Genomic DNA, 25,822 nt, shown 5'->3' with positions numbered 1-25,822 from the left:
TGATTGATAGGCGTCCGATGCTGAGGCATCGGGCGCCACCCTGTCGATCGGCGGCCGGAAGTTCCCGGCCGACAAGGAGAGTGAATTCATGACCATGACCGAAAACCTCGAGCTGGTATCGGCCAACAAGAGTTTCGGCGGCTGGCACAAGCGCTACCGCCATCGCTCCCGGGCGCTGGATTGCGAGATGATCTTCGCCATCTACCTGCCGCCCCAGGCCGAGACCGAGCGAGTGCCGCTGCTGTGGTGGCTCTCCGGACTGACCTGCAACGACGAGAACTTCATGCAGAAGGCCGGCGCGCACCGGGCTGCCGCCGAGCTCGGTGTCGCGATCATCTGTCCGGACACCAGCCCGCGTGGCACCGACCTGCCCGGCGAGCATGACAGCTATGACTTCGGCTCCGGCGCCGGCTTCTATGTCAACGCCACCCAGGAGCCCTGGAAGCGTCACTACCGCATGTATGACTATGTGACCGAAGAGCTGCCCTCGGTGGTGCGCCAGCACTTCCCGGTCAACGGTCGCGAATCGATCAGCGGCCACTCCATGGGCGGTCACGGCGCACTGGTGGCGGCGCTGCGTCGGCCGGGACACTATCGCTCGGTGTCCGCCTTCGCGCCGGTCGTCAACCCCTCCGAGTGCCCCTGGGGGCAGAAGGCCTTCTCGAGCTATCTCGGCGATGACCGCGGCAAGTGGACCCAGTACGACGCCTGTGAACTGGTAGCCCGTGGCGCCTCCAGCCAGCCGCTGTTCATCGACCAGGGCGAGGCGGATGACTTCCTCGAGGAGCAGCTCAAGCCCGAGCGTCTCGAGGCGGTGTGTGCCGAGCACGACCATCCGCTGACCCTGCGCCGACAGCCGGGATACGATCACAGCTACTACTTCATCGCCTCCTTTATCGAGGATCACCTGCGCTACCACGCCGAGCACCTGCACAAGAAGTGATGCGTCGCCCAGGGGCCTAGATCTCCCGTGTGTGTGACGTGCCGGGCCCGTATACTGCCTGCTACTACTGGCAAGCGGGCCTGGCACGAGGGGCATAAGTGGAGAGAGACGCGATGCGACGAGGGCAGCCATGATCAGGGCGCTGCTTCGTAGGGTAACGGGGTGGCTATGGCGTGCCGCGCTGGGCTTTGTGGTGCTGTCGGTGCTGCTGGTACTGTTGTTCCGCCAGGCGCCGGTATTCGGCTCCATGGTGATGGTGGAGCGCAAGGTACACTCCTGGCTGGTCCGTGAACCCATCGATCTCCAGCATCGCTGGCGGCCCTGGGAGTCCCTCTCCGATCACGCCAAGCTGGCGGTCATCGCCGCCGAGGATCAGCGTTTTCTCGACCACCACGGCTTCGACCTGGTGGAGATTCGGCGTGCCTGGCAGGCGAGTCGCAACGGGGGCCGGCTGCGCGGTGCCAGCACCCTGAGTCAGCAGACCGCCAAGAACCTCTTCCTGTGGAGCGGGCGCAGCTGGGTACGCAAGGGCCTAGAGGCCTGGTTTACCCTGCTGATCGAACTGGTCTGGCCCAAGCAGCGCATCCTCGAGGTCTACCTGAATATCGCCGAATGGGACAGCGGCGTCTTCGGCCTGGAAGCCGCGGCCCAGCACTACTTCGGCGTCTCTGCCGAGCGGCTCGGGCCGCATCAGGCCAGCCGCCTGGCGGCGATCCTGCCCGACCCGCGCGGCCGCGATGCCGCACGCCCCTCGGCCGAGGTGGTCCAGCGCAGCGCCTGGATTCGCCGACAGATGCGCAATCTCGGCGGGACGGCCTACCTCGATCGACTGTGACGGCTTGCCTGTTCCCCGAGGTGCTCCATCAGATGCTGCCGCATCGCCGCCGCCGCCGGTGACAGGCTGACATCGACCCGGCAGATCAGCCCGATCTGACGCTCCACGTACGGTTCCGACAGCGGTACGAAGCGCAGTCGTGCGTACTCCTCGGGAAATGCCAGTCGCGGCAGGGTGGTGATGCCGATGCCCGCCTCCAGCATGGCATTCAGCGAGATCATGTTGGAGATATCGAAAGCGCTCTGCGCCAGCAGAGGCTCGGCATCGGTTCCCGCGAGGAGCCGCGAGGTGCCGTTGCGGATCAACACCTCCCCCTGCAGCTCCTGCCAGTTCAGCGCCAGGCGGTCGGCGAAGCGGTGGTCCTCGCGGCATACCACCCCGATGGCATCGCGCATCAAGGGGTGGAAATCCAGCTCGGCGTCCGCCTGCCACAGGCTAGAGATGCCGAGATCCACCTCACCGCTGGCCACCATCCGGCCCACGAAGTCGGCGTTGCCGTCGTGCAGGCTGACCCTGAGATCCGGGTAGCGCTGGATGAAGTCACTGAGCAGGCGTGGCATCAGCCGGCTGGCCACCGAGGGCACGGCCGCCATGTCGATATGCCCGGCGCGCTTCTCCACCCGGGCGACCAGATCCCGGCTGACGCGATCGTGCTGAGTCACGAGTTCACGGAAGCGCGGCAGGCAGTAGGCCCCGAAGGGGGTGAGAGTCGCCTTGCCCCCCTTCTCGAACAGTGGCTCGCCCAGCCGCTGCTCGAGCTCACGTACCGCCATGGAGAGCGCCGGCTGGGTGCGGTGCAGATGACGGGCGGCGGCATGAAAGCCGCCCTCGTCGACGATGGCCAGCACATAACGGAGGGGCTGTATCTTGAGCTCGGGATGCATGGCGACCTCGGCGGGGCAGGGTAATAAGAAGACCTTATCATTTTATCTTTATTTTTGATTACCTCTTATCTTCGGGCATCGCCTAGGATGGCCTTGATCATATTCAGGAGGTTTCCATGTCCCACGTTCACTCTCTCTACATCAATGGCACCTGGGTCGAGGGTCAGGGCAGCATCGCCAACGTCAACCCCTCGGACACCAGTGATATCGTCGGCGACTATGCCCAGGCCAGCGTCGCTCAGGTGGGGGAGGCCATCAGCGCCGCCAGGCAGGGCCAGAAGCAGTGGGCCAGGACCGGCCTCGAGCATCGCTATGGCGTGCTGATGGCCATCGGCGATGAACTGATCGCGCGCAAGGCCGAGCTGGGTGAACTGCTCGCCCGTGAAGAGGGCAAGACGCTGGCCGAGGGCATGGGCGAAGTCCACCGCTCGGGGCAGTTCTTCCACTACTACGGTGCCGAGGTGCTGCGCCAGATCGACGAGCGCGCCGAGTCGGTGCGGCCGGGCGTGGAGGTCGATATTCGTCGCGAGCCGGTAGGGGTGGTCGGCATCATCAGCCCCTGGAACTTCCCCATGGCCACGGCGGTGTGGAAGATCGCCCCGGCACTGGCCTTCGGCAACGCGGTAGTGTTCAAGCCCGCCAACCTGGTACCGGCCAGCGCCTGGGCCCTGACCGAGATCATCAGCCGCCAGGAGCTGCCCGCCGGTACCTTCAACCTGATCATGGGCTCCGGCGGCTCGGTGGGCGATGCGCTGATCTCGAGCCCCGAGATCCATGCCGTGAGCTTCACCGGCTCGCTGGAGGTCGGTCGCCGCGTGGCCGCCGCCACCGCCGCCAACCTGGTCAAGTGCCAGCTGGAGATGGGGTCCAAGAACGCCCTGATCGTGGCCGACGACGCCGACCTGGACCTGGCCGTGGAGGCCGCCTTCAACGGGGCCTACTCCGGCACCGGCCAGAAGTGCACCGCGTCCTCGCGACTGATCGTCACCGAGAAGGTCCATGACGCCTTCGTCGAGAAGCTGATCAAGCGGCTCGAGCAGGTCAAGGTCGGTCATGCCCTGGAAGAGGGCGTGAGCTTCGGTCCGGCCGCCGATGCCCGGCAGCTGGAGTCGAACCTGGCCTGGGTCGAGCGCGCCCAGCGTGAAGGCGCCAGGCTGGCTTTCGGCGGCGAGCGCCTCGAGCGCGACACCGACGGCTACTTCATGGCGCCGACACTGTTCGTCGACACCACCAACGACATGCCGATCAACCGCGAAGAGGTCTTCGGGCCCATCGCCTGCGTGATCAAGGTGGCCGACGCCGATGAGGCCATCGAGGTGCTCAACGACACCCACTTCGGCCTGACCGCCGGCATCATCACCGACTCCCTGGCGCTTGCCAGCGAGTTCAAGGCCCGCGCCGAAACCGGCTGCGTCATGGTCAACCTGGCCACCGCCGGCACCGACTACCATGTGCCCTTCGGCGGTCGCAAGAACTCGAGCTTCGGCCCGCGTGAGCAAGGCCGCTACGCCCGCGAGTTCTACACCGTGGTCAAGACCTGCTACGTCAAGGCCAACTGAGCCAGGGCCCGAGAGAGGAGTCGAGCTGATGTCCAAGCAGATGCTGACGGTCGATGGTCTGCAGTACTCCAACTGGTCGAGGGAGATCTTCGAGCAGATGCGCGAGGGCGGCGTCGATGCCGTCCACGCTACCCTGGTCTACCATGAAACCACCCGCGAGACGCTCTCGCGGATGGGCGAGTGGAACCGTCGCTTCGAGGAGCACGCCGACCTGATCATGCCGGTGCGCCAGGCGAGCGATATCGAACGCGCGCGTCAGGCCGGCAAGGTGGGAATCTTCCTGGGTGCCCAGAACTGCTCGCCCATCGAAGACGACGTCGACATGGTGGAGGTGATGCGCGATCTGGGGCTGCTGATCATGCAGCTCACCTACAACAACCAGAGCCTGCTGGCCTGTGGTTGCTACGAGGCCGAGGACAGCGGGATCACCCGTTTCGGACGCCAGGTGATTCGCGAGATGAACCGGGTCGGCATGGTCATCGACATGTCACACAGCGGCGAGCGCTCGACCCTGGACGCCATCGAGCTCTCCAGCCGTCCGGTGATCATCTCTCACGCCAATCCGGCGAGCTTCCATCCGGCCAAGCGCAACAAGTCCGACACGGTACTCAAGGCCATCGCCGAGTGTGACGGGTTGCTGGGGTTCTCCGCCTACCCGTTCCATCTGAGGAACGGCTCGGACTGCACCCTGACCGAGTACTGCGAAATGATCGCCCGCACCGCCGACCTGATGGGGGTGGAGCATCTGGGGATCGGTACCGACCTGTGCCAGAACCAGCCCACCTCGATCCTCGACTGGATGCGCAATGGTCGCTGGTCGAAGGAGATGGACTACGGCGAAGGCAGTGCCGCCAACGCCGGCTGGCCCAAGCCACTGGCCTGGCTGCGTGACAGCCGCGACTTCCCCAATCTGATCGAGGGTCTGCGGGGGGTCGGCTTCGCGGAGCAGGAGGTCGCCGGGATCATGGGTCGGAACTGGGTGGCACTGCTGGAGCGTGCCGCCACGCCCGAGCAGGGCCTGAACCGGGTCGCCTGAAGGGAAGAACTCAACGGTCACAAACATAAAAATCACAACAGCGGCCCCGCTCCTCGAGGGGCCCTGCGCCAGAGGCCACTCTGATGTCGTCAACCAAGACCAACACCAATACCTACATCGATAACAGCATCGATAACAACAGCGACACTCCCGAAGCCTCGCTGCCTGCCGGTCAGCATCGACTGGGCGATCCTGTCGTGCTGACCCTGAGCATCGGCTTCATCGTGTTGTTCGTGGGCCTGTCACTCTATGATATCAACGGCGTCGCCGATGCCATTGGCGCAGGCTTCGCCTGGACGGCCAAGGCCCTCGGCGCCTACTTCCAGCTGCTGCTGCTGCTGACCTTTCTGGTCGCCATCGGCCTGACCTGTACGCCCATGGCCGGCGCACGCATCGGCAATACCTTTACCCCGGAGCTCTCCACCTTCAAGTGGGTGTCGATCATCATGTGCACCCTGCTGGCCGGTGGCGGGGTCTTCTTCGCAGCTGGTGAGCCGATCTACCACTTCGTGACGACGCCGCCGTCATTCGACACCGAGGCGGGCACTGTCGACGCCATCGCGCCGGCACTGGCCCAGTCGTTCATGCACTGGGGCTTTCTGGCCTGGGCGGTACTGGGCAGCCTGACCTCCATCGTGCTGGCCCACGCCCACTACGACAAGGGCCAGCCGCTGCAGCCGCGGACCCTGCTCTACCCGCTGTTCGGCGAGCGCATCATGAGCGGCATGTTCGGCGGTGTGGTCGATGCGCTCTGCGTTATCGCCGTGGTCGCCGGTACCGTGGGTCCCATCGGCTTTCTCGCCACCCAGGTGAGCTTCGGCCTGCATGAGCTGCTCGGTGTGGTCAACAACTACACCACCCAGCTGATCATCCTGGTCTGCCTCGGTGCCATCTATGTCACCTCGGCGATCACCGGCATCGACAAGGGCATCCAGCTGCTGAGCCGCTTGAATGTCTTCCTGGCGCTGGGCATCGCGGCGGTGATCTTCCTGTTCGGCCCCACGCTGTTTCTGGTCAACGCCTTTACCCAGGGCTTCGGCGAATACCTGACCAACTTCTTCACCATGTCGACCATGACCGCCCAGAGCGCACCGGACTGGTGGATGCAGTGGTGGACGGTGTTCTTCTTCGCCTGGTTCATTGGCTATGGTCCGCTGATGGCGATCTTCGTCGCGCGCATCTCCAGGGGACGCACGATCCGCCAGATGATCCTGACCGTCGCCGTGCTGGCGCCCATCGCCACCACGATCTGGTTCACCCTGCTGGGCGGCTCGGGCATCTTCTTTCAGTTCACCGGGGTGATCGACCTGAGCGAGGCACTGACCAACTTCCAGTTCGACGTGGCCACCCTCACCGTGGCTCAGGCACTGCCCGGTGGCACCTTCATGGCGCTGGCGATCCTGGTGCTCACCACCATCTTCGTTGCCACCACCGGCGACTCGATGAGCTATGCCATCGCCGTGGTCGGCGCCGGCCACGACAGGCCCAGCTCGCTGATCCGTGCCTTCTGGGGCATCACCATGTCACTGATGGCGGCAATCCTGCTGTACATGGGTGCCGGACAGATCAGCGCCCTGCAGCAGTTCATCGTGCTCACCGCCATTCCGGTGTCGCTGGTGCTGCTGCCGTCACTGTGGACCGGCCCCCAGGCCGCCATCGCCATGGCCCGCAATCAGGGGTTGGTCTCCCGGGACCTGCGGCCGATCGCGGTCCAGCCAGCCTCGTCAACACCGCCGGCACAGCCAGGCTCGACGCCCTCTCAGGAGCAGTAACATGATCGATCGCGTTTCTCCGCTCGAGGAGAGCCTGCGCCTGCGTGCCCCGGAGCGGGTCATGGACCTGGAGCGCCTGGGCAGCCTGCACCCCAGCCGTCTGAGCTTCGTGCGCAGCCTGATACGCCAGATGGCGCGTCAGCGCTGGCAGATCAGCACGACGCGTTTCGATCTCGACGACGACGGTCACGGCACGGCCATCTATCGTCTGCAGACGCCGCGGGGGCGCTATCACGGGGTGATCTTCTCCCAGCCGCTGCCCGATGATGCCCGTTCGGATCGCGTCATCGCCGAGGCCTGGGACGTGACCTTCGGTGTGGTCGAAGGGGATGTGGACGACGCCCTGCTCGAGCAGATGGCGGCCAACGTGCCGCTTCAGGAAGCCGGCCGCCAGCACCCGCGCCTGCTGGTGCTCTCCCGGGCCAATCGCAGCCTGCGCAACTTCGCCGCCTTTACCGAGGCGCTCAGCGCCGGCCAGCAGCCCGACCCCAGGTGGATCACCCGGGTCGGCTACCTGTATCGCACCACGGCCGTCTACGGCAACGGCAAGTTCGGCATCGCCGACTTCGACCGCCTGCGCGACAACCCGGACTTCCAGCGGCCCTTCTCGGCCCAGATGCTGGGGGTCTATCTACTGCGCCACTTCTCCATCGAGCAGATCGAGCACATCGCCAGGCGCCAGGCGCCGGCGACTGGCGTCGGGCTTGCCACCCCGCTGCGGCGCTATCTGGGGATCGGCAACTCGACCGGGCTGGGCATGGCGCCGTTTCTGATCAACCACCCGCAGCTGATCGAGCAGTGGGTCGAGAGCCGGGAACAGGCGCTGGCCCGGATCAGTGCCCAGCAGCCCGACGAGGAGCAGCGTGCCGCGCTGATCGCACTGGTCAGCCGTGCCCAGCGCCATCTGGAGCAGACCGTCACCGAGGATATCGAACAGAGCGCGCGCAATGTCGAGACCGCGGCGGCCCTGCCCGAGGTGCGTGCCTGGCTCGAGCAGGTGCCGCTGACCGACGATCTCTGGCAGGAGCTGATCGAGTGGGGTCACCGGACCCTGTCGCTGGAGACCCAGGAGCTGATCAACACCCTGCTGCTGGAGATCTACCCGGACATCGTCGAGCCCTTCGAGGACCGCATGGGCGTCGATGAGCGCATGGAACTGACGCCGGAAATGCCGCTGGTACGCCTGAAGCAGCTGATCGAGACCCACTACGACTGGGCGCTCTCCTATGACTTCGACGACCCCGACAATCGCTACTGGTTCTGGTATCGCTCCGTCGAGAAGGAGGAGCCACGGCTTGGGGTGCGCGACAGCGAACCCGGTGCCGACCGCGAGCTCAAGCTGGCCATCGCGCCGCGGGTAGCGGATACCCATCGCGTCATCAGCGACTATCTGGGCGACCACCCCCGCGCCTCGGTGGTCGACTTTCTGATCCAGCACTCGCGTCACAAGGACATCGTGCGCCGCATTCAGACCATGGTCGAAACGCCTTTCGGCGAGATTCGGGCCAACCTCTGGGCTCGCGACATGAAGCCCATGCATCTGCTGCGCACCAAGCTATCGTTCTTCGGCGCCAGCCGCTTCGACCCCAAGTCGGATCGCTGGGTACGCATCACCCTGTTCCAGGGGGCACCGCTGGTCGAGGAGCTCAACGCCGAGCCCGACGACCTGCGTGCCTTCGACGACTGGAGCTTTCCGCTCGAACCATCGACAAGCCACGCCGAGGATACCCCCACCCCCCTTACCACCGGAGTCACAACATGAAGGTCTCCTACAACGAGCTCCAAGGACTCTGCCGCAAGGCCTTTCTGGGCCTGGGCTTCGAAGATGGCGACGCCAGCGACGCCGCCGACATGGTCGCCTGGATGCAGCTCCATGAGCTCGATGGACTGGAGGCCCTGAATCGTGGCCTCGATTATCTGCTGGCCGAGCAGCATGCCCAGGAGCATGCGCCGGTGCAGCTCTATTCCGATGGTGACCTCGCGGTACTCGATGGCCAGGGTCATAGCGTTCTCAGAAGCTCGAGCCTGGCGCTGGAGCTCGGTTTCGCCAAGGCGCGCGCCCGGGGCCTCTCGGTGATCAAGATCCGGCGCTGTCACAATCGCCAGCTGATCATGGGCTATCTGGCCCGCATCGCCGGGCGGGGCATGAACGTCACCGCCTTCTGGCGTAACGCTCAGGCCCCGGAGGGCAGCGACCAGCCACCGCTGACCGAGCAGGTGGTCGGCTTTCGTGCCAACAGCTCGGTGCCCGAGATCCGCGTCTATGCGGTGAAGCAGGTCCCCGAGGAGAACGAGCCGAACGACGGCATCACGCTGGTGTTTGCCAACCACGTCGACCTGCTGCCGTCGATGCGCTCCGAGTTCGACTACGAACTGCTGGCCCGCCATGAAGAGTCGACGCTGCTGGCCTGCCGCGAGCGGGCCATGCTCGATGGTATTCCCATCAATGATGGCGTGTGGAACAGGCTCAAGGACCTGGCAGCACGCATTCTGGTCGAGTCCACCGATGCCTCCCGCGGTGGCGCCGGAGCCGGCGTCTCCGACAACGATTGAGTCATCGATTCATTGGGTGACGACCAGGCCCGGCGCTTACCCTCGAGGAGCGCCGGGGCCTCGTTATCCACCCATATATCTCTCCGCCCACCCCCTTATCCACCTATCCAGAGCACCCCAGAGAAGGACACCCGCATGGTTCAGCCCGTTACCACCGATCTGTTCGCTTCCCGCGCCCCGCTGTCATGGGCAACCGTGGGCAATGGCATCCTCTTCACCGCCCAGATTCCGATCGACGATCAGGGCGAGGTCGTCAGCGGCGGCATTGAGGCCCAGACCCGCCAGACGCTGGATAATCTGGTACACACCCTGGAGTGCGCCGGCGGTGGCGTCGAGAACCTGACCCAGGTACTGATCTATGTGACCCGGCGCGAAGACCTCGCCACGGTCAACAGGCTCTACGCCGAGGTGGTGAAGGCCCCCTATCCCAATCGCGCCGCCATCATCGTCTCGGGCTTCGCCCGCGAGGAGATGCTGGTCGAGATGGTGGCCTACGCCGCCATCGATGAGGCAAGCTGAGGGAGGCGCTGGTGGCTGCCCGGAGATTGTCCTGGCGCGGGGCAAGTGCCACCATAGGGATGATTCATATCAACGCACGCGAATATAGAACCCGCTGACTGTCGCGCCTCTTAACAATTATGACAACGAGCTCGTTATGACTGTGGAGATCACTCAACCGAAGCGTCGCCGCGGCAGGGCCCGTGGCCGCGAACTGGCCCCGCTGGCGCTCGCCGGGCTGCGTCGCCTGCTGGGCGATGAACGCAGCGACCCCAGCCTGCAGCGCCGTGACCGGCTGATCGAGCATCTGCATGGTATCCAGGATGCCCATGGCCATCTGGCCATGGTCGAGCTGCGGGCGCTGGCCGCCTACATGAACCTGCCCATGGCGGCCATCTACGAGACCGCCACCTTCTACGCCCACTTCGACGTGGTCCACGACGACGAGGCACCGCCGCCGGCGGTGACGGTGCGGGTCTGTGACTCTCTCTCCTGCCAGCTGGCCGGCGCGGAAGCCCTGAAGGCGGAGCTCGAGGCCGGTGCCGCCCCGGAAGCGGTTCGCGTGTTGCGCGCGCCCTGCATGGGGCGCTGCGATAGCGCGCCGGTGGTGGAGGTGGGGCACCACCATGTCCGCTACGCCAGCGTGGAAGGGGTCGAGGCGGTGATCGATACCGGTCATTTCCACCCCGAGACGATCCTCTGGGAGCGCCTGGCCGACTACCGCGAGGCCGGTGGCTACCGGCTGCTGAACGCCTGCCGCGACGGTGAGGTGAGCGTCGAGAGGCTGATCAAGGCCTTCGAGCATGCCGGACTGCGTGGCCTGGGTGGCGCCGGCTTTCCGCTCCATCGGAAGTGGCAGGCGGTTCGCGCCGAGGCGGGCCCTCGCTATGCGGTGATCAATGCCGACGAGGGCGAGCCAGGCACCTTCAAGGATCGCTTCTATCTGGAGCGCGAGACCCACCGCTTCTTGGAGGGTGCCCTGGTCGGCGCCTGGGTGGTGGAGGCCGAGGCGCTCTATATCTACCTGCGCGACGAGTATCCCGGCCTGCACCGGGTGCTGCACAGCGCCATCGGCGAGCTGGAGGAGGCCGGCCTGGTGGCGCCGGGCTATATCGTGCTGCGTCGCGGTGCCGGCGCCTATATCTGTGGCGAGGAGTCGGCGCTGATCGAGTCCCTGGAGGGCAAGCCCGGCAAGCCCCGGCATCGCCCCCCCTTTGTTGCCCAGAGGGGGCTCTTCGACCGTCCGACCCTGGTCAACAATGTCGAGACCGTCTACTGGATCCCGCGCATCTGGGAGCAGGGGGCCGAGTGGTTCGCCGCCCAGGGGCGTCATGGCCGGCGTGGCCTGCGCAGCTTCTCGGTCTCCGGCCGGGTCAGGCGCCCCGGCGTCCACCTGGCCCCGGCGGGCATCACCCTGCACGAGCTGCTGGAGGAGTACTGTGGCGGCATGGCCGAGGGCCATCGGCTGCTGGGCTACCTGCCCGGCGGCGCCTCCGGGGGGATCCTGCCGGCCGACAAGGCGGATATCCCGCTCGATTTCGATACCCTTCAGGAGCATGGCTGCTTCATCGGCTCGGCGGCGATCGTCGTGCTCTCGGACCAGGATGATCTGCGTGCCGTGGCCAGCAACCTGTTGGCCTTCTTCGCCGACGAGTCCTGCGGACAGTGCACGCCCTGCCGCGTGGGGAGCGAGAAGATGCTCACCCTTCTCGAACGCGACGAGTGGGATGTCCCGCAGCTCGAGCGGCTCGCCCGGGTGATGATGGACGCCTCCATCTGCGGCCTGGGCCAGGCCGCGCCCAATCCGGTGATCAGCCTGCTGCGCGACTTCCGCGGCGAGCTTGCCGACCGCAACCTGATCGCCAAGGGGTGAGGAGGGAGAGATGAGTGACCAGAGCGTAATGGAAAGCTTTACCCTGAATCTGGATGGCGCCGAGGTCAGCGCCTGGCCCGGCGAGACCCTCTGGCAGGTGGCCAAGCGTGCCGGCGAGACCATTCCTCACCTGTGCTTCAAGGACGCCCCCGGCTACCGTTCCGATGGCAACTGCCGCGCCTGCATGGTGGAGATCGAGGGGGAGCGCGTGCTCGCCGCCAGCTGCATCCGCGAGGCGACCCCCGGCATGGTAGTGAAGAGCGCCGGCTCCGAGCGGGCCCGCGAGGCGCGGGAGGAGGTGCTGGCACTGCTGCTGGCCGACCAGCCCGATCGCGAGGCGAGTCCCGATCGCTCGAGCCACCTGTGGGCCATGGCCGACCGGCTGGCCGTCGACGCCACGGCGGTGGGCGAGCGTCTGCCCGCGCGGGCGGAGCGGACGTCGCCCACGGTGCATCATGTGGCCGAGAGGGCCGACTCGCTGCCCCATGCCGGAGGGCATGACGCCACCCACTCGGCGATGAACGTCAATCTGGATGCCTGCATCACCTGCGGGCTCTGTGTGCGGGCCTGTCGCGAGGTGCAGGGCAACGACGTGATCGGCCTGGCCCATCGCGGGGCGGCATCCAAGATCGTGTTCGACTTCGATGACCCCATGGGCGAGAGCACCTGCGTGGCCTGTGGCGAGTGCGTCCAGGCCTGTCCCACCGGGGCGCTGATGCCGGCGACCCTGATCGATGACGCGGGCCGTGGCGACTCCGCCGTGGCCGACCGCACCGTCGACTCGATCTGTCCCTACTGCGGGGTCGGTTGTCAGCTGACCTATCATGTCAAGGATGACGCGCCACACGTCGAGGAGCGCCGGGGGCAGGGCGAAGGGGAGGTCCGAGGACCGGGGATGGCCGAGGTAGCTTCCAGGGAGGGACTCGTAGCGCCTCCCTGCAGCCCTGCCGCCGGATCAGCTCCGTCCAATGCAGGAGCTGGGCGCATACTCTTTGTCACCGGTAGAAACGGTCCCTCCAACCAGGGCCGGCTCTGCGTCAAGGGGCGTTTCGGCTTCGACTACCCCAATCATCCGGCGCGACTGACCCGGCCGCTGATCCGGCGCGAGGGCGTGCCCAAGGGGGTCGATCCCGACTTCGATCCGGCCGACCCGCTGACTCACTTCCGCGAGGCGAGCTGGGAGGAGGCGCTGGATCTGGCGGCGGAGGGGCTCACCAGCCTCAAGGCCGGCAACGGTCCCGAGGCACTCGCCGGATTCGGCAGCGCCAAGTGCTCCAACGAGGAGGCCTGGCTGTTCCAGAAGCTGGTGCGTACCGGCTTCGGCTCCAACCATGTCGATCACTGTACCCGCCTGTGCCACGCCAGCTCCGTGGCGGCCCTGATGGAGTGCCTGGGTTCCGGCGCGGTCACCGCGTCGTTCATGCAGGCGCTCGAGGCCGATGTGGTGGTCCTTACCGGCTGCAACCCGGCGGTGAACCACCCGGTGGCGGCCACCTACTTCAAGCAGGCGGCCAGGAACGGCACCCGGCTGATCATCCTCGACCCTCGCGGCCAGGCCCTGGACGCCTACGCCTGGCGCAGCGTGCGCTTCACGCCGGGCGGCGATGTGGCGCTGCTGAACGCCATGCTCAACGTGATCATCGCCGAGGGTCTCTACGACCAGGCCTATATCGATGCCCATACCGAAGGCTTCGCGGCGCTGGCGGCGAGCGTGGTCGACATGACCCCCGAGGCCATGTCACCGCTGTGCGGCGTGGCGCCCGATACCCTTCGCGAGATCGCGCGGGCCTATGCCACCGCCGACAAGGCGATGGTCTTCTGGGGCATGGGCATCTCCCAGCACACCCACGGCACCGACAACGCTCGCTGCCTGATCTCGCTGGCGCTCGCCTGCGGGCAGACCGGACGTCCGGGAACCGGCCTGCATCCGCTGCGCGGCCAGAACAACGTCCAGGGCGCCTCGGACGCCGGCCTGATTCCCATGGTGCTGCCCGACTATCAGCCGGTGGGCGACGCCCAGCTGCGTGCCGCCTTCGAGGAGCTGTGGAATACCGAGCTCGACCCCGAGCCCGGGCTGACCGTGGTGGAGATCATGGATGCCATCGTGGCCGGTACCATCAAGGGCATGTATATCCTCGGCGAGAACCCGGCGATGTCCGACCCGGATCTCAACCATGCACGCCAGGCGCTGGCTACCCTCGAGCACCTGGTGGTGCAGGACCTGTTCGTGACCGAGACGGCCCAGTTCGCCGATGTCATCCTGCCGGCCACCGCCTGGGCGGAGAAGGATGGCACCGTCACCAACACCAACCGCCAGGTGCAGATGGGGCGCGCCGCGGTGGCCCCGCCGGGGGAGGCGAAGCCCGACTGGTGGATCATCCAGGAGATGGCCAGGCGCTTCGGGCTGGGCTGGGACTATGCCCACCCGCGGGAGGTGTTCGCCGAGATGAAGCAGGGCATGTCCTCGCTGGATCATATCAGCTGGGAGCGCCTCGAGGCGGAGGACTCGGTGATCTACCCCTGCCTCGCCCCCGACGCCCCGGGCGAGGACGTGGTGTTCAACGACGCCTTCCCGCGGGCCGGCGGCAAGGCGAAGTTCTCGCCCACCCGCCCGCTGCCGCCTGATGAGCCGGTGGATGCCGACTATCCGACGGTGCTGACCACCGGGCGGCTGCTGGAGCACTGGCACACCGGCGCCATGACGCGTCGCAGTCGGGTGCTCGATGATCTGGAGCCGGAGGCCGCGGCCAGCCTGGCTCCCGCGGAGCTGGGACGCCTGGGGGTGGCGCCGGGAGAGCCGATCACCATCGCGACCCGGCGTGGCACGATCACCCTGACGGCACGCTCCGATCCGCGCATGCCCGAAGGCATGGTGTTCGTGCCCTTCGCCTTCGTGGAGGCGGCGGCCAACCTGCTGACCAACCCGGCGCTGGACCCCTACGGCAAGATCCCGGAGTTCAAGTACGCGGCCTGTCGGCTCTCGCCGGCTGTCCCTTGACCACCAGCACCACGCCGGCGATGGCGATGGCCATGCCGGCAAGCGAGGCGGGAGGCAGGGCCTCATCGAACAGCCACCAGGCCTGCAGGGCGGTGACCGGTGGCACCAGATAGAACAGGCTTGCCACCCGCGAGGCCTCGCCGCGCTTGATCAGCGCCATCAGCAGCAGGATGGCGCTGATCGAGAGCACCAGCACCAGCCATCCCAGGGTCAGGGTGAAGACGGGAGACCACTCCACGCCGCGCTCCTCGAAGAGCAGGGCGCCCAGGCCGAACAGCGTGGCGGTGGCCAGATACTGCACCACGGTACCGGAGAGCAGTGGCATGCCGGTGCAGTGGCGCTTCTGGTAGAGCGTGCCGCCGGTAATGCCCAGCAGCGCGACCAGCACGGCCCCCAGTGCCCCCAGGCCGAAGCCCTGGAAGAGGCTCTCGCCCGGGTCGAGCTTGCCGCCCAGCACCAGGGCGACTCCCACCAGCCCCAGCAGCAGTCCCAGCCACTGGCGTGTCGTCAGCCGCTCGCCCAGCAGCGGGCCGGCGAGCCCCGCCGTCAGCAGCGGCTGCAGCCCCACCAGCAGCGAGGCGAGCCCCGCCGGCATGCCCAGGTAGATGCCGTAGAAGACCCCCCCCAGATAGGCGCCATGCACCAGCAGGCCCGAGACCGCGATATGCCCCCATAGCCGGGAGCCGCGGGGCCACTCGCCGGAGAGCCAGTGGGCGAGGGGAGCCAGCAGCACCAGGGTCAGGGCGGAGCGAATGAAGAGGAAGGTGAAGGGCTCGGCGTAGGGCAGGCCGAACTTGGCACCGATGAAGCCGGTGCTCCACAGCACCACGAACAGCAGCGGCATGGCGGCGAGCCACAGGCGATGAGAGAAGATGGCGGGCATGGGGGCATCCTTGCAGGGGAGGCAACCATCTTCGCCGCCTCGCGGCAGGCTGCCAAGGGGGCGTGGCGCCTTCGAGGGTTTGTGCTTTGGTCGTAGAGCGTGGGACCAGTGGCTAACTGGTCAGACCAGTTTTTCCCCATTGCTTACAACATATTGGCATCGGAGACAGGGCAGTGGTTCGCGGATGGCGGGCATCGCAACGTTGAATCGCGGCATTGGCCGGGCCCGGGGCTTTCGCTAGCTTCTTGAGGGGAGCGCCCGTGCGCTTACCGACCATGCACGATGGAGTCGAGCGTGGGGCGTCGGGGTCGCCTGGGCGGCCATGAACGGCGAATCGGTCCAGGGAAGATAACAACAAGATCCGGCCATGCCCCGTTGGGGCCGGCCACCGCCATCTGGAGTCTATTCCATGCAAGATGACAAGCAGCCATCACGCATCCTGACGTCACCCGGCGAGGCGATCTCCGATCGTCGCGAGCCCGATCGTCGCGAGCCCGACCGTCGCCGTTTCCTCAAGGCCGCCGCCGTCGGTTCCGCCGCCGCCGTGGCGGCGCCCTGGATCGGCAATGCCCAGGCCCAGGAGGGCATCCGCATCCGCATGCAGTCCTCGTGGCAGCCTGGCACCGTCGGCTATCGCACCTTCGAGGCCTGGGCCAAGGGCGTGGTCGAGTCCACCAGCGGTGAGGTCAATATCGAGCCCTTTCCCGCCGGTGCCGTTGCCGGGGCCTTCGAGGTCGCCGACGCCGTGCGCAATGGCGTGCTCGATGGCCAGAACTGGTTCACCGTCTACTGGCCGGGCAAGATGCCGGCGGGTGTCTTCCTTACCGCCTACCCCATGGGGCTCTCGCTGCCCCACCAGTGGGACATGATGTTCGGCGCCTATGGCGGCCTGGATATTGCCAAGGATCTCTATCGCAAGCAGGGCCAGGAGCTGCTGGGCTATGTCCACCATGACCTCAACCTGATCCATTCCAAGGTGCCGCTGCGCAGCTTCGATGACTTCGACGGCATCAAGATCCGCATGCCCGGCGGGATCGTCGCCGAGACCTTTGCCGCCATGGGCGCGCGTACCACCCTGCTGCCGGGCTCGGAGGTCTACCCGGCACTCGAGAAGGGCACCATCGATGCCGCCGACTTCACCGGTGCCGCGGTCAACTACGAGCTGGGGTTCTGGCAGGTGGCCGACTATATCATCATGGGGCCGCCCTCCACCCCCTGCCTGCACCAGTCCGTCGACCTCATGGATATCGCCGTCAATCGCCGCGTCTTCGAGCGCATGTCCTCCCAGACCCAGGACCTGATGCACGACCTGGTCGCCGCCTACTCCCGTGAGCACTATGCGGCGATTCAGAAGGCCAATGCCGAGGCCTGGCCCAAGTACCGCGAGAAGGGCGTGGAGATCATCCACCTGACCGAAGAGGACGCCACCCGCTTCCGCGAGGTGGCGATCCCGCTGTGGTTCAAGTGGGCCAACAAGGACCCGGATGCCGCCCGCCTGTTCAAGGCGCACCTCGACACCATGATGGATCCCGCGGTGGCGCTGATCACGCCCGAGGACATCAAGGACTACGAGCTCAACGTCTGACCCGCCGGCTCGGCCAGGCCGGGTGCTGCGTCTCAGGAGTCGCGGCACCCGGCCCCGGGCATATCGCTCAACCCCGCATCTGCCGGGTCCATGATCCGTCGCTCTCGCCGGGAGGTGATGGCATCGCGGAGGAGTCTCAATGAATCTAGAGATCAACTTTATCCTGCCCCACTGGCTCTACTGGTCGGTGCTGATCTTCCTGCCACTGGTGGTCATGTTCTTCGTCGATCGCAGCTTCCGCCGCGGTGGCCGCATCGATGGTGGCGAGGTCGCCGAGGTGCCGGCCGGTGAGGAGGTGGCGGTCGGCTATCAGCCTCCCGGCAACCTCCTTACCCTCGCCATCGATCGCGTGTCCGGCTTCTTCGGCCGCTACGTGGCCTACTGGTCGCTGATCGCGCCCTTCGTGTTCGCCTATGAAGTGCTGATGCGCTACGCCTTCAACTCGCCGACCAACTGGGCCCACGAGTCGATGACCCTGATGTTCGGCATGCAGTACCTGATGGCCGGCGCCTTCGCCCTGCGCGAGGGGGGCCATGTGCGCGTGGATATCCTCTACCAGCGCGCGCGGCCGTTGACCAAGGCGGCTCTGGACCTGCTGACCTCGGTATTCTTCTTTATCTTCACCGTGGCCCTGCTGGTCACCGGCTGGAAGTTCTTTTCCCAGTCGGTGAGCGACCGCCTCTTCTTCGGCGCGAGCTATGCCAACGAGGTCTCCTTTACCGAGTGGGCGGTGCAGTACTATCCGGTGAAGTTCATGCTCTTCTTCGGGGCGCTGCTGCTGCTGCTGCAGGGCATCGCTCAGCTGATCCGTGACGTCCAGGCGTTTCGGTATCATCGCGCACGGGAGCGCCAGGGGCGCGGCTTCGCCCAACTGCTGGTGGTGCTTGGCGTACTGCTGGCCGCCTGGGTCCTGTTCGAGATGGTCAATATCGCCGTCACCGACTACGAGAGCCTGGCCGGTAGTCTCGAGAACAGCCTGAGTCGGCTGGGCATCGGTGGCCTGACCCTGCTGATGTTCGGCACCCTGATGGTGGTGCTGGTGGCGGGCCTGCCGCTGGCCTTTGTCACCGGTGGCCTGGGGGTGGCCTTCCTCTATCTGGTCGGCGACCAGGCCATGCTCAACCTGATGCCCTCGCGCATCTTCCCGATGATGACCAACTATCAGCTCTCCGCCATTCCGCTGTTCATCTTCATGGCATCGGTGCTGGAGAAGGCGGGCATCATCGAGGAGCTGTTCGATGTCGTCTACAAGTGGATGGGCGGGCTCAAGGCGGGCCTGGCCATCGCCACGGTCATCGCCTCGACGCTGCTGGCCGCCATGGTCGGCGTGATCGGCGCGGCGGTGGTGACCATGGGGCTGATCGCCCTGCCGGCGATGCTCAAGCGCCACTACGACCCCGAGATCGCCATCGGCTCGATCATGGCCGGCGGCACCCTGGGCATCCTGATTCCCCCCTCGATCCTGGCCATCATCTATGGCGTCATCGCCCAGCAGTCGGTGGGGGAGCTCTACCTCGGCTCGCTTCTCCCCGGCCTGCTGCTCGCCTTCATGTATGGCTTCTACTGCTGGATGCGCGGCACCCTGAACGTCAAGATGGCGCCGCCGATGCCGGTCGAGGACCGGGTCGACATGGGCGAGAAGCTGTGCCTGCTGCGCAATATGCTGGCGCCCATCGTGCTGGTGGTGCTGGTGCTGGGCATCATCTTCACCGGCATCGCGACGCCGGTGGAGGCGGCGGGCATCGGTACCTTCGGCGCCCTGGTGGTGGCCGCGATGCACAAGCGGCTGACATGGCCCAACCTGCATGCCGCCTGCATGACCACGCTGGTGGCGTCGGCCATGGTGATGTGGATCATCTTCGGTGCCAGCATCTTCGTCGGTTTCTATATCCTGCAGGGGGGGCAGACCTTCGTGCAGGAGCTGATCTCCGGTGCCGGCCTCGGCCCCTATGCGGTGCTGGCGCTGATGATGGTGCTGCTGGTCGCGCTGGGGATGTTCCTCGACTGGGTGGGCATCCTGCTGCTGGCGGTGCCGATCTTCGTGCCGCTGATCAAGGGGCTCACCTTCGACGGGGTATTCGGGTTACCGGGTGTGGACCCCGCCGATGTCTCGCTATGGTTCGGCGTCATCTACCTGGTCAATATGCAGATGTCCTTTCTCAGCCCGCCCTTCGGCTATGCGCTCTTCTATATCAAGGGGGTCTGCCCGCCACATATCACCATGGCGCAGATCTTCCGCTCCTCCTTCCCGTTCCTGGCACTGCAGGCGCTGGGCCTGCTGCTGGTGATCCTGTTTCCGGCGCTGGTCACCTGGCTGCCCAACCTGGCATACGGCTGAAGGGGTGGTGTTCATGAGCAGGGCGCCTGCGGGCGCCCTTGTTACATTCCCACACAAAACGATCTGAACTCCTCCGGACACGGGGGCGTCACAGGGGGGCACACACATTTTGACGTATCCTTGTGACGTCCCCCTGGAGGTATCTATGAAACGCATGACTGCCCTGTTCTCCGCCGCCCTGCTCAGTGCCGGCCTGATGTCGGCCACGGCGCATGCCCAAGAGGACACTGCAGCCAATGCCTCAACGTCGGCCGAGGCCTCGGTTCAGGCCCAGGACTTCTCCGATGCCCAGCTCCAGCAGTTCGCCGATGCCTCGCAGGAGATCGCCGTGCTGTCTCAGGAGTATACCGAGCGTCTGCAGGCCGCCGAGGGTGAAGAGGCGCAGCAGCAGGTTCGTGTCGAGGCCAACGAGGAGATGGTCAGCGTAGTGGAAGAGAGCGGCCTCGAGGTCGACACCTTCAACGCCATCGGCCAGGCCATTCAGCAGGATCCCGAGCTGATGCAGCGTGTTCAGGAGATGGCGCAGTCGTAAGGCTTGCCCGACTCCCCGCCGGCTCCCATCGGCATTGACGGCCACCCTCCGGGGTGGCCGTTTTCATGGTGCGCCAGGCATGGCGCACCTGGCCGCGCTCGAAAGGGCCGTTGTCGAGGCCGATGGTATGAGAGTCGATTCTGGGCCGCATGGTCATCTTGCCCGCCGGCGCTGCAGCGCGATGGCCAGCAAATGTGAGGGCAGATACAGCAGGATCGGCCAGCCGATCATCAGGCCCAACAGGTAGATGAGCGGGTCGAGCAGGGCCTGGGGCTGGCCGAAAAGACCATATACCCAATTGATATTGCGCGCCGGATCGGTGAGCAACAGGGTCAAGGGCAGTACCAGCCAGGTCAGTACCGTCTGCAGCCAGAGGCCGCGTCGATCATAGCCCAGCCTGATCAGCGCATAGCTGGTCACTACCGGCAGCACCACATGGAAGAGCGAAAGCAGGCGAAAGGAGAGCGCCACCTGGGCATCGAACATGTATTCGGTGCCGCCGATGGGGTGAACGCCGAACAGCAAGGCCCCGCCCACATCCAGGCTCCACAGGGTGCCCACCACCAGCACCGCGAGCCACTGGGCCGACATCAACAGACGACTCTCGGCCCACAGCGCGACGAGAATCAGCAGGCTGGCCAGATCGCACAGCCACAGGAAATTCTGCCAGCCCACCTTGGCGAAATAGGTCGGTGCCCAGATGGCGATCCACAGGGTGAAGGCGAGCTTGAGCCAGAGGGGAAGGCGGTGTGATGACATGGCGACCTCATCGTGAACCGAAGACGCTTGATCGGCTACGCAAGCCCCACCCGGCGCAATCCGTCGTGCCAGTGTGCGCCTTCGGTGCTCAGGCGCAAGAGCAATGCCCGATAGGCCAGGCCAAGCAACTAGATGCGATCACTCGGTTGGGGAATACCTTGCTACCGATAGTGTAGTTATCACGGCGCGATCGAGGTTGCAGCCTGATCCGAAGCGGAGGCTTGCTTTACAGCCTGTCGGCACTCTTACAGACTTGCCGGAAACCGCCTGAGAAGGGGAGAGACCCATGGAAGTGGAATGGCTGGAGATACGCCAGCATATGGGGCAGTTTCCGCCCTTCGACGCCCTGTCCGACGAGCTGCTCGACGAGATCGCCAGCCAGGTCGAGGTTGCCTACTTCCAGGCCGGCAGCGATATCCTGGTGCTCGACGAGGAGATCAGGGAGCTCGGCTATGTGCGCAGTGGCGCGGTGGAGGTCTATCGCCGCAACGGCAGTCTCCACAATCGCCTCGGCGAGGGCGATATCTTTGGGCACTTCAGCCTGCTGCGCAACTATCGGGTGCGCTTCCCCGCCCGGGCGCTGGAAGATAGCCTGATCTACTTCATCCCGGATGCCGTCTTCCAGCGCCTGTGCGAGCAGGATGACGACTTCGCCGACTTCGTCGAGGTGGAGCGTCCACGCCTCGAGACGGCGGTGGAGCAGCACAAGCAGCAGAACGACATGCTGATTACCCGGGTGCGCAAGCTGCTCAGCCGCTACCCGCTGATGCTGGAGGCCAGCACCACATTGCAGGAGGCGGCCAGCCAGATCACCGACTACGGCGCCTCGGCGGTGCTGGTGCTCGATGCTCCGGAGGAGAATTCGCGCTATGTGCTGCGTGACAGCGAAGAGCGCGACTGGCAGGTGAAGGGCATCCTGACCGACAGCGACTTTCGCCGCACGGTGGCCGAGGGGCGCCCGCCAAGCACACCGATCGGCGATGTGGCGGGCAACAGGCTGGTAGCGGTTCAGTCCGGCGAGTCGGTACATGAGGCGATGCTCACCATGCTGCGCAACAATATTCACCATCTGCCGGTGATGCATCGCCGCAGCCCGGTGGGGATCGTGCACCTCTCCGATATCATCCGTTACGAGACCCACTCCAGCCTCTATCTGGTCAGCAATATCTACAGCCAGTCCACGGTGGAGGGGCTGGCCCGGCTGGCGCCGGATGTGAAAGGCACCTTCGTGCGCATGGTCGAGGATGGTGCCGACTCGCGAATGATCGGCAGCGCGCTCTCCACCATCGCCCGCAGCTTCACGCGCCGCCTGCTGGAGCTGGCCGAGGAGGAGCTGGGGCCGCCGCCGGTGCCCTACTGCTATATGGCCATGGGCTCCATGGCACGCAATGAGCAGACCATGGTTACCGACCAGGACAACGCCCTGGTGCTGGCCGATGACTTCGATTCCGAGCGCCACGATGGCTACTTCATGGCGCTGGCCACGCGGGTCAGTGATGGACTCGCCGCCTGCGGCTATGCCTACTGCACCGGCGATATCATGGCCACCAACCCACGCTGGCGGCAGCCGCTGTCGGTATGGAAGGGTTACTTCCAGGACTGGATTCGTGACCCCACGCCCGAGCGGCTGCTGCACAGCTCGATCTTCTTCGATCTGGACGGGGTCTATGGCGAGCACCGGTTCGTGGAGCAGCTCCAGGATCTGGTCGCCACCCAGGCGCCCCACAGCAAGCTGTTCCTGGCGGCCATGGCCCGTAACGCCCTCAACCGCACCCCGCCCCTGGGGTTCTTCCGCACCTTCGTGATGGAGAAGGATGGCAAGCACAACAACAGCATCAACCTGAAGCGACGCGGAACCGCACCGTTGACCGACCTGATCCGCGTTCACGCCCTGGCCTGCGGCTCCCACGCCCAGAACAGCTTCGAGCGCCTGGACGATATCAGCCATACCCAGCTGCTGCCGGATGGGGTAGGCGAGAAGCTGCGCCATGCGCTGGAGTTTCTGAGCATGACGCGGGTCCACCATCAGGTGATCGATGTTCAGGCCGAGCGTGAGCCGGACAACAATATCGAGCCGGAGAATATCAGCGACAGCGATCGGCACACCCTGAAGGATGCCTTCCAGGTGTTGAGCAATGCCCAGAAGTTTCTCAAGTTCCGCTACCCCCTGCCGCCTGCCTCCCAGCGGCGGAGGCGGTAGCCGTGATCTTCAGGGGGGTACGCCAACCCGCTCCGGGCTGGGCGGAGTATGTCGCCGACCGTGCCGGCCGCGTGCGCCATCCCTTGCTGGCCGACTATTATGCCGCCGGCTGCCCGGCGCCCGATACCCCTATCGGCGAGGCGCCGCTGGTGGCGCTGGATATCGAGACCACCGGCCTCGACCCGCGGCGTCACGCCATCGTCAGCATCGGCGTGGTGCCCTTCAACCTGGCGCGTATTCCACTACGCGAGGCGCGATACTGGGTGCTGAAGCCGTATCGCGAGCTTACTCGGAGCTCGGTGACCCTGCACCGCATCACCCATAGCGAGGTGGTCGATGCACCCGACCTGCAGGAGGTGCTGCCCGAGATGCTGGATGCCCTGAGAGGGCGCCTGGCGGTGGTGCACTACCGCCATATCGAGCGCGGTTTCATCGATACGGCCGTGCGCCATCGGTGGGGGGAGGGGCTGCTCTATCCGGTGATCGACACCATGTCGCTGGAGGCGCGGCTGCACCGTCAGTCGCTGTGGGCACGTTTCCGGCGCTGGCTGGGGCGGCCGCCGGTCTCCATTCGCCTCAATGCCAGTCGTGAGCGCTATGGCCTGCCAGCCTACCAGGGGCATCATGCACTGGTGGACGCGCTGGCCACGGCCGAGCTGTTTCAGGCCCAGGTGGCCAGCCGCTTCTCGGCCGAGACGCCGGTGGGCGAGCTATGGAGTTGAGGAGTTAGACGCAGAAGCAGCAGAAGTCGGTGAGCCAGGCGCTGTGAGACCGGAGTCGAGACTGAGACGTTGGCCACAAATGCAGAGAGGCGGCCCGTAGGCCGCCTCTCTGCGTCTTGGCGAGTCGTGTCGCTTACCGACTCACCGGCTTGTCGTCCTACTTGGCCTTGGGCTCGCTCATTAGCCCCTTGACGATGGCGTAACAGCCCACCAGCAGCACCAGGGTGAAGGGCAGCCCGGTGGTCAGCGCCGCGGTCTGCAGGGCACCGAGGCCGCCGCCCAGCAGCAGGGCGATGGCGATGCCGCCTTCGATCAGCGCCCAGAACACGCGCTGGGGCTTGGGAGCATCGACCTTGCCGCCGGCCGTGATCGAGTCGATCACCAGCGAGCCGGAGTCGGAGGAGGTGATGAAGAATACGATCACCAGCACGATACCGACGAAGGAGGTGATGGCGGTCAGCGGCAGGTACTCCAGCATGGTGAACAGCTGCAGCTCGAGCGCGGCGTTCTGCACCTCGGTAATGCCCTGGTTGATCACCTGATTGATGGCGGTGGTGCCGAAGGCGGTCATCCATACCACCGAGGCCAGGGTCGGGACCACCAGCACGGCGATCAGGAACTCACGCACGGTACGGCCACGGCTGACCCGGGCGATGAACATGCCGACGAAGGGCGACCACGCGATCCACCAGGCCCAGTAGAAGGCGGTCCAGCCCTGGGTGAAGTTGGCATCCTCACGTCCGAACGGCATGGCGAGGGCCGGCAGGTTCTTCACATAGCCCAGCAGGTTCTCGACCACCCCGGTGGCGATCATCAGCGTCGGGCCCACGGCGATCACGAACAGCAGCAGCAGCAGGGCGAGCGCCATGTTGAGCTGCGACAGGCGCTGCACGCCCTTGTCGACACCCAGCATGATCGAGCCCAGGGCGACGAGGGTGATGCCCAGGATCAGCAGCACCAGGGTGAGGTTGGTATCGGGGATACCGAACAGATAGTTGAGGCCGGCCGATGCCTGGGTGGCACCGAGCCCCAGCGAGGTGGCCAGGCCGAACAGCGTGGCGAAGACCGCCATGATATCGATCAGGTGACCCGGCCAGCCCCAGATACGCTCACCCAGAACCGGGTAGAAGATCGAGCGCATGGTCAGCGGCAGGCCCTTGTTGTAGGCGAAGATCGCCAGGGACAGGCCGACGATGGCATAGGCGCCCCAGGGGTGCAGGCCTCAGTGGAAGATGGTGGCGGCCATGCTCAGCGAGACGGCGCCGGCCTGATCACCCTCGGCGCCGCCCAGCGGTGCCCAGTCGGTGCGCAGGCCATCCTCGCCCAGGCCGATGCCTCCCAGGGCGGTGCCAAAGTGGCCCAGCGGCTCCGACACGCCATAGAACATCAGGCCGATGCCCATGCCGGCGGCGAACAGCATGGCGAACCAGCCGGCGTAGCCGAAGTTCGGCTTGGCGTTGGCCCCGCCGATACGCACCTTGCCCAGAGGGGTGAAGATCAGCACCAGCGCGAGTATCACGAAGACGTTGGCGCCGAGCAGGAACACCCAGGTCAGCTTGGTGGTGAGGAAGCTGAACATGGCATCGAAGATCGGCTCCATCTGAGCCTGCATGGCCAGCGTCAGGATCACGAACAGCAGGATCACGACCGAAGAGACCATGAAGACCGTGCTGTGCAGATCCACATTGACCCCTAGCGGGGACGCCTTGATATTGTCTTGACCGATCACGTAATCCGTGTCGATCAGGTTTGCCGGCCCTTCCGGGGCCGGAATCCCCTCGGAACCCTGCTGAGGCTCCCGGGGCTTGTCATCGTTGGTCGGATTGGCCACGAGACATCTCCCTTGAGGTTA

At 65.8% G+C, this 25,822-nt stretch carries 18 protein-coding genes and 1 pseudogene; 15 read left to right on the top strand and 4 right to left on the bottom strand.

Annotated elements, in window-relative coordinates; translation table 11 throughout:
* Window positions 1–88: 88 nt before the first annotated feature.
* Window positions 89–943, top strand: coding sequence for an S-formylglutathione hydrolase (gene fghA, locus RM463_RS07580; RefSeq protein WP_311429652.1), 855 nt, complete (start codon window positions 89–91; stop codon window positions 941–943).
* 130 nt (window positions 944–1,073) lie between these two features.
* Window positions 1,074–1,778, top strand: coding sequence for a monofunctional biosynthetic peptidoglycan transglycosylase (mtgA, locus tag RM463_RS07575; RefSeq protein ID WP_311429651.1), 705 nt, complete (start codon window positions 1,074–1,076; stop codon window positions 1,776–1,778).
* Here the strand turns inward: mtgA and RM463_RS07570 are convergent.
* A complete protein-coding gene (locus tag RM463_RS07570) occupies window positions 1,760–2,662 on the bottom strand; it encodes a LysR substrate-binding domain-containing protein (RefSeq protein ID WP_311429650.1) in 903 nt (300 codons plus the stop codon). The genes mtgA and RM463_RS07570 overlap by 19 nt on opposite strands.
* A gap of 116 nt (window positions 2,663–2,778) precedes the next feature.
* Between RM463_RS07570 and RM463_RS07565 the strand changes: the two genes are divergently transcribed.
* The 8 genes from RM463_RS07565 (at window position 2,779) to RM463_RS07530 (ending at window position 14,951) form a co-directional block, all read left to right on the top strand.
* On the top strand, window positions 2,779–4,221 hold the full coding sequence (locus RM463_RS07565) for an aldehyde dehydrogenase family protein (RefSeq protein WP_311429649.1): 1,443 nt from the start codon (window positions 2,779–2,781) through the stop codon (window positions 4,219–4,221).
* A 28-nt stretch (window positions 4,222–4,249) separates the two neighbouring features.
* Window positions 4,250–5,257: a dipeptidase gene (locus tag RM463_RS07560; RefSeq protein ID WP_311429648.1), complete on the top strand. Its 1,008-nt coding sequence runs from the start codon at window positions 4,250–4,252 to the stop codon at window positions 5,255–5,257.
* Window positions 5,258–5,340: 83 nt separating this feature from the next.
* Window positions 5,341–7,029, top strand: a complete 1,689-nt coding sequence (locus RM463_RS07555) for a BCCT family transporter (RefSeq protein WP_195689053.1) — start codon at window positions 5,341–5,343, stop codon at window positions 7,027–7,029.
* A gap of 1 nt (window position 7,030) precedes the next feature.
* Window positions 7,031–8,791 (top strand): hypothetical protein, encoded by a 1,761-nt coding sequence (locus RM463_RS07550; RefSeq protein ID WP_311429647.1) that lies wholly within the window; start codon window positions 7,031–7,033, stop codon window positions 8,789–8,791.
* Window positions 8,788–9,582: an Ldh family oxidoreductase gene (locus RM463_RS07545; RefSeq protein ID WP_195689055.1), complete on the top strand. Its 795-nt coding sequence runs from the start codon at window positions 8,788–8,790 to the stop codon at window positions 9,580–9,582. The genes RM463_RS07550 and RM463_RS07545 overlap by 4 nt, the downstream gene beginning before the upstream one ends.
* Window positions 9,583–9,717: 135 nt before the next feature.
* The gene (locus RM463_RS07540) at window positions 9,718–10,101 is read left to right on the top strand and encodes a RidA family protein (RefSeq protein ID WP_195689056.1); all 384 of its coding nucleotides are present in this window, start codon (window positions 9,718–9,720) and stop codon (window positions 10,099–10,101) included.
* A gap of 136 nt (window positions 10,102–10,237) precedes the next feature.
* Window positions 10,238–11,953: an NADH-ubiquinone oxidoreductase-F iron-sulfur binding region domain-containing protein gene (locus tag RM463_RS07535; protein WP_311429646.1), complete on the top strand. Its 1,716-nt coding sequence runs from the start codon at window positions 10,238–10,240 to the stop codon at window positions 11,951–11,953.
* A gap of 10 nt (window positions 11,954–11,963) precedes the next feature.
* The gene (locus RM463_RS07530) at window positions 11,964–14,951 is read left to right on the top strand and encodes a molybdopterin-dependent oxidoreductase (protein ID WP_311429645.1); all 2,988 of its coding nucleotides are present in this window, start codon (window positions 11,964–11,966) and stop codon (window positions 14,949–14,951) included.
* Here RM463_RS07530 and RM463_RS07525 read toward each other — a convergent pair.
* Window positions 14,911–15,834: a DMT family transporter gene (locus RM463_RS07525; protein ID WP_311429644.1), complete on the bottom strand. Its 924-nt coding sequence runs from the start codon at window positions 15,832–15,834 to the stop codon at window positions 14,911–14,913. The genes RM463_RS07530 and RM463_RS07525 overlap by 41 nt on opposite strands.
* Before the next feature lie 409 nt (window positions 15,835–16,243).
* Here RM463_RS07525 and dctP point away from each other — a divergent pair, with 409 nt between their 5' ends.
* From dctP to RM463_RS07510, 3 genes are all read left to right on the top strand, one after another.
* On the top strand, window positions 16,244–17,419 hold the full coding sequence (gene dctP / locus RM463_RS07520) for a TRAP transporter substrate-binding protein DctP (RefSeq protein WP_311429643.1): 1,176 nt from the start codon (window positions 16,244–16,246) through the stop codon (window positions 17,417–17,419).
* A 139-nt stretch (window positions 17,420–17,558) separates the two neighbouring features.
* Complete coding sequence (locus tag RM463_RS07515) at window positions 17,559–19,757, top strand: TRAP transporter large permease subunit (RefSeq protein ID WP_311429642.1); 2,199 nt, start codon at window positions 17,559–17,561, stop codon at window positions 19,755–19,757.
* A gap of 145 nt (window positions 19,758–19,902) precedes the next feature.
* The gene (locus RM463_RS07510; protein WP_195689062.1) at window positions 19,903–20,289 is read left to right on the top strand and encodes a DUF4168 domain-containing protein; all 387 of its coding nucleotides are present in this window, start codon (window positions 19,903–19,905) and stop codon (window positions 20,287–20,289) included.
* A gap of 153 nt (window positions 20,290–20,442) precedes the next feature.
* Here the strand turns inward: RM463_RS07510 and RM463_RS07505 are convergent, their stop codons facing one another.
* The gene (locus tag RM463_RS07505; RefSeq protein WP_311429641.1) at window positions 20,443–21,048 is read right to left on the bottom strand and encodes a hypothetical protein; all 606 of its coding nucleotides are present in this window, start codon (window positions 21,046–21,048) and stop codon (window positions 20,443–20,445) included.
* A gap of 286 nt (window positions 21,049–21,334) precedes the next feature.
* Between RM463_RS07505 and RM463_RS07500 the strand changes: the two genes are divergently transcribed.
* On the top strand, window positions 21,335–23,248 hold the full coding sequence (locus RM463_RS07500; protein WP_311429640.1) for a DUF294 nucleotidyltransferase-like domain-containing protein: 1,914 nt from the start codon (window positions 21,335–21,337) through the stop codon (window positions 23,246–23,248).
* Window positions 23,249–23,250: 2 nt separating this feature from the next.
* Entirely contained in the window at window positions 23,251–23,970 is a 720-nt protein-coding gene (locus RM463_RS07495) for a 3'-5' exonuclease (protein WP_311429639.1), read from the top strand.
* 157 nt (window positions 23,971–24,127) lie between these two features.
* Here RM463_RS07495 and RM463_RS07490 read toward each other — a convergent pair.
* Window positions 24,128–25,801, bottom strand: a pseudogene (locus RM463_RS07490) (BCCT family transporter).
* Window positions 25,802–25,822 lie beyond the last annotated feature (21 nt).

This window comes from Halomonas sp. LES1 (assembly GCF_031846005.1).
Classification (GTDB): domain Bacteria; phylum Pseudomonadota; class Gammaproteobacteria; order Pseudomonadales; family Halomonadaceae; genus Halomonas.
The sequence above is the reverse complement of the archived record's forward strand: the minus strand, read 5'-3'. Positions and strand labels throughout refer to the sequence as shown.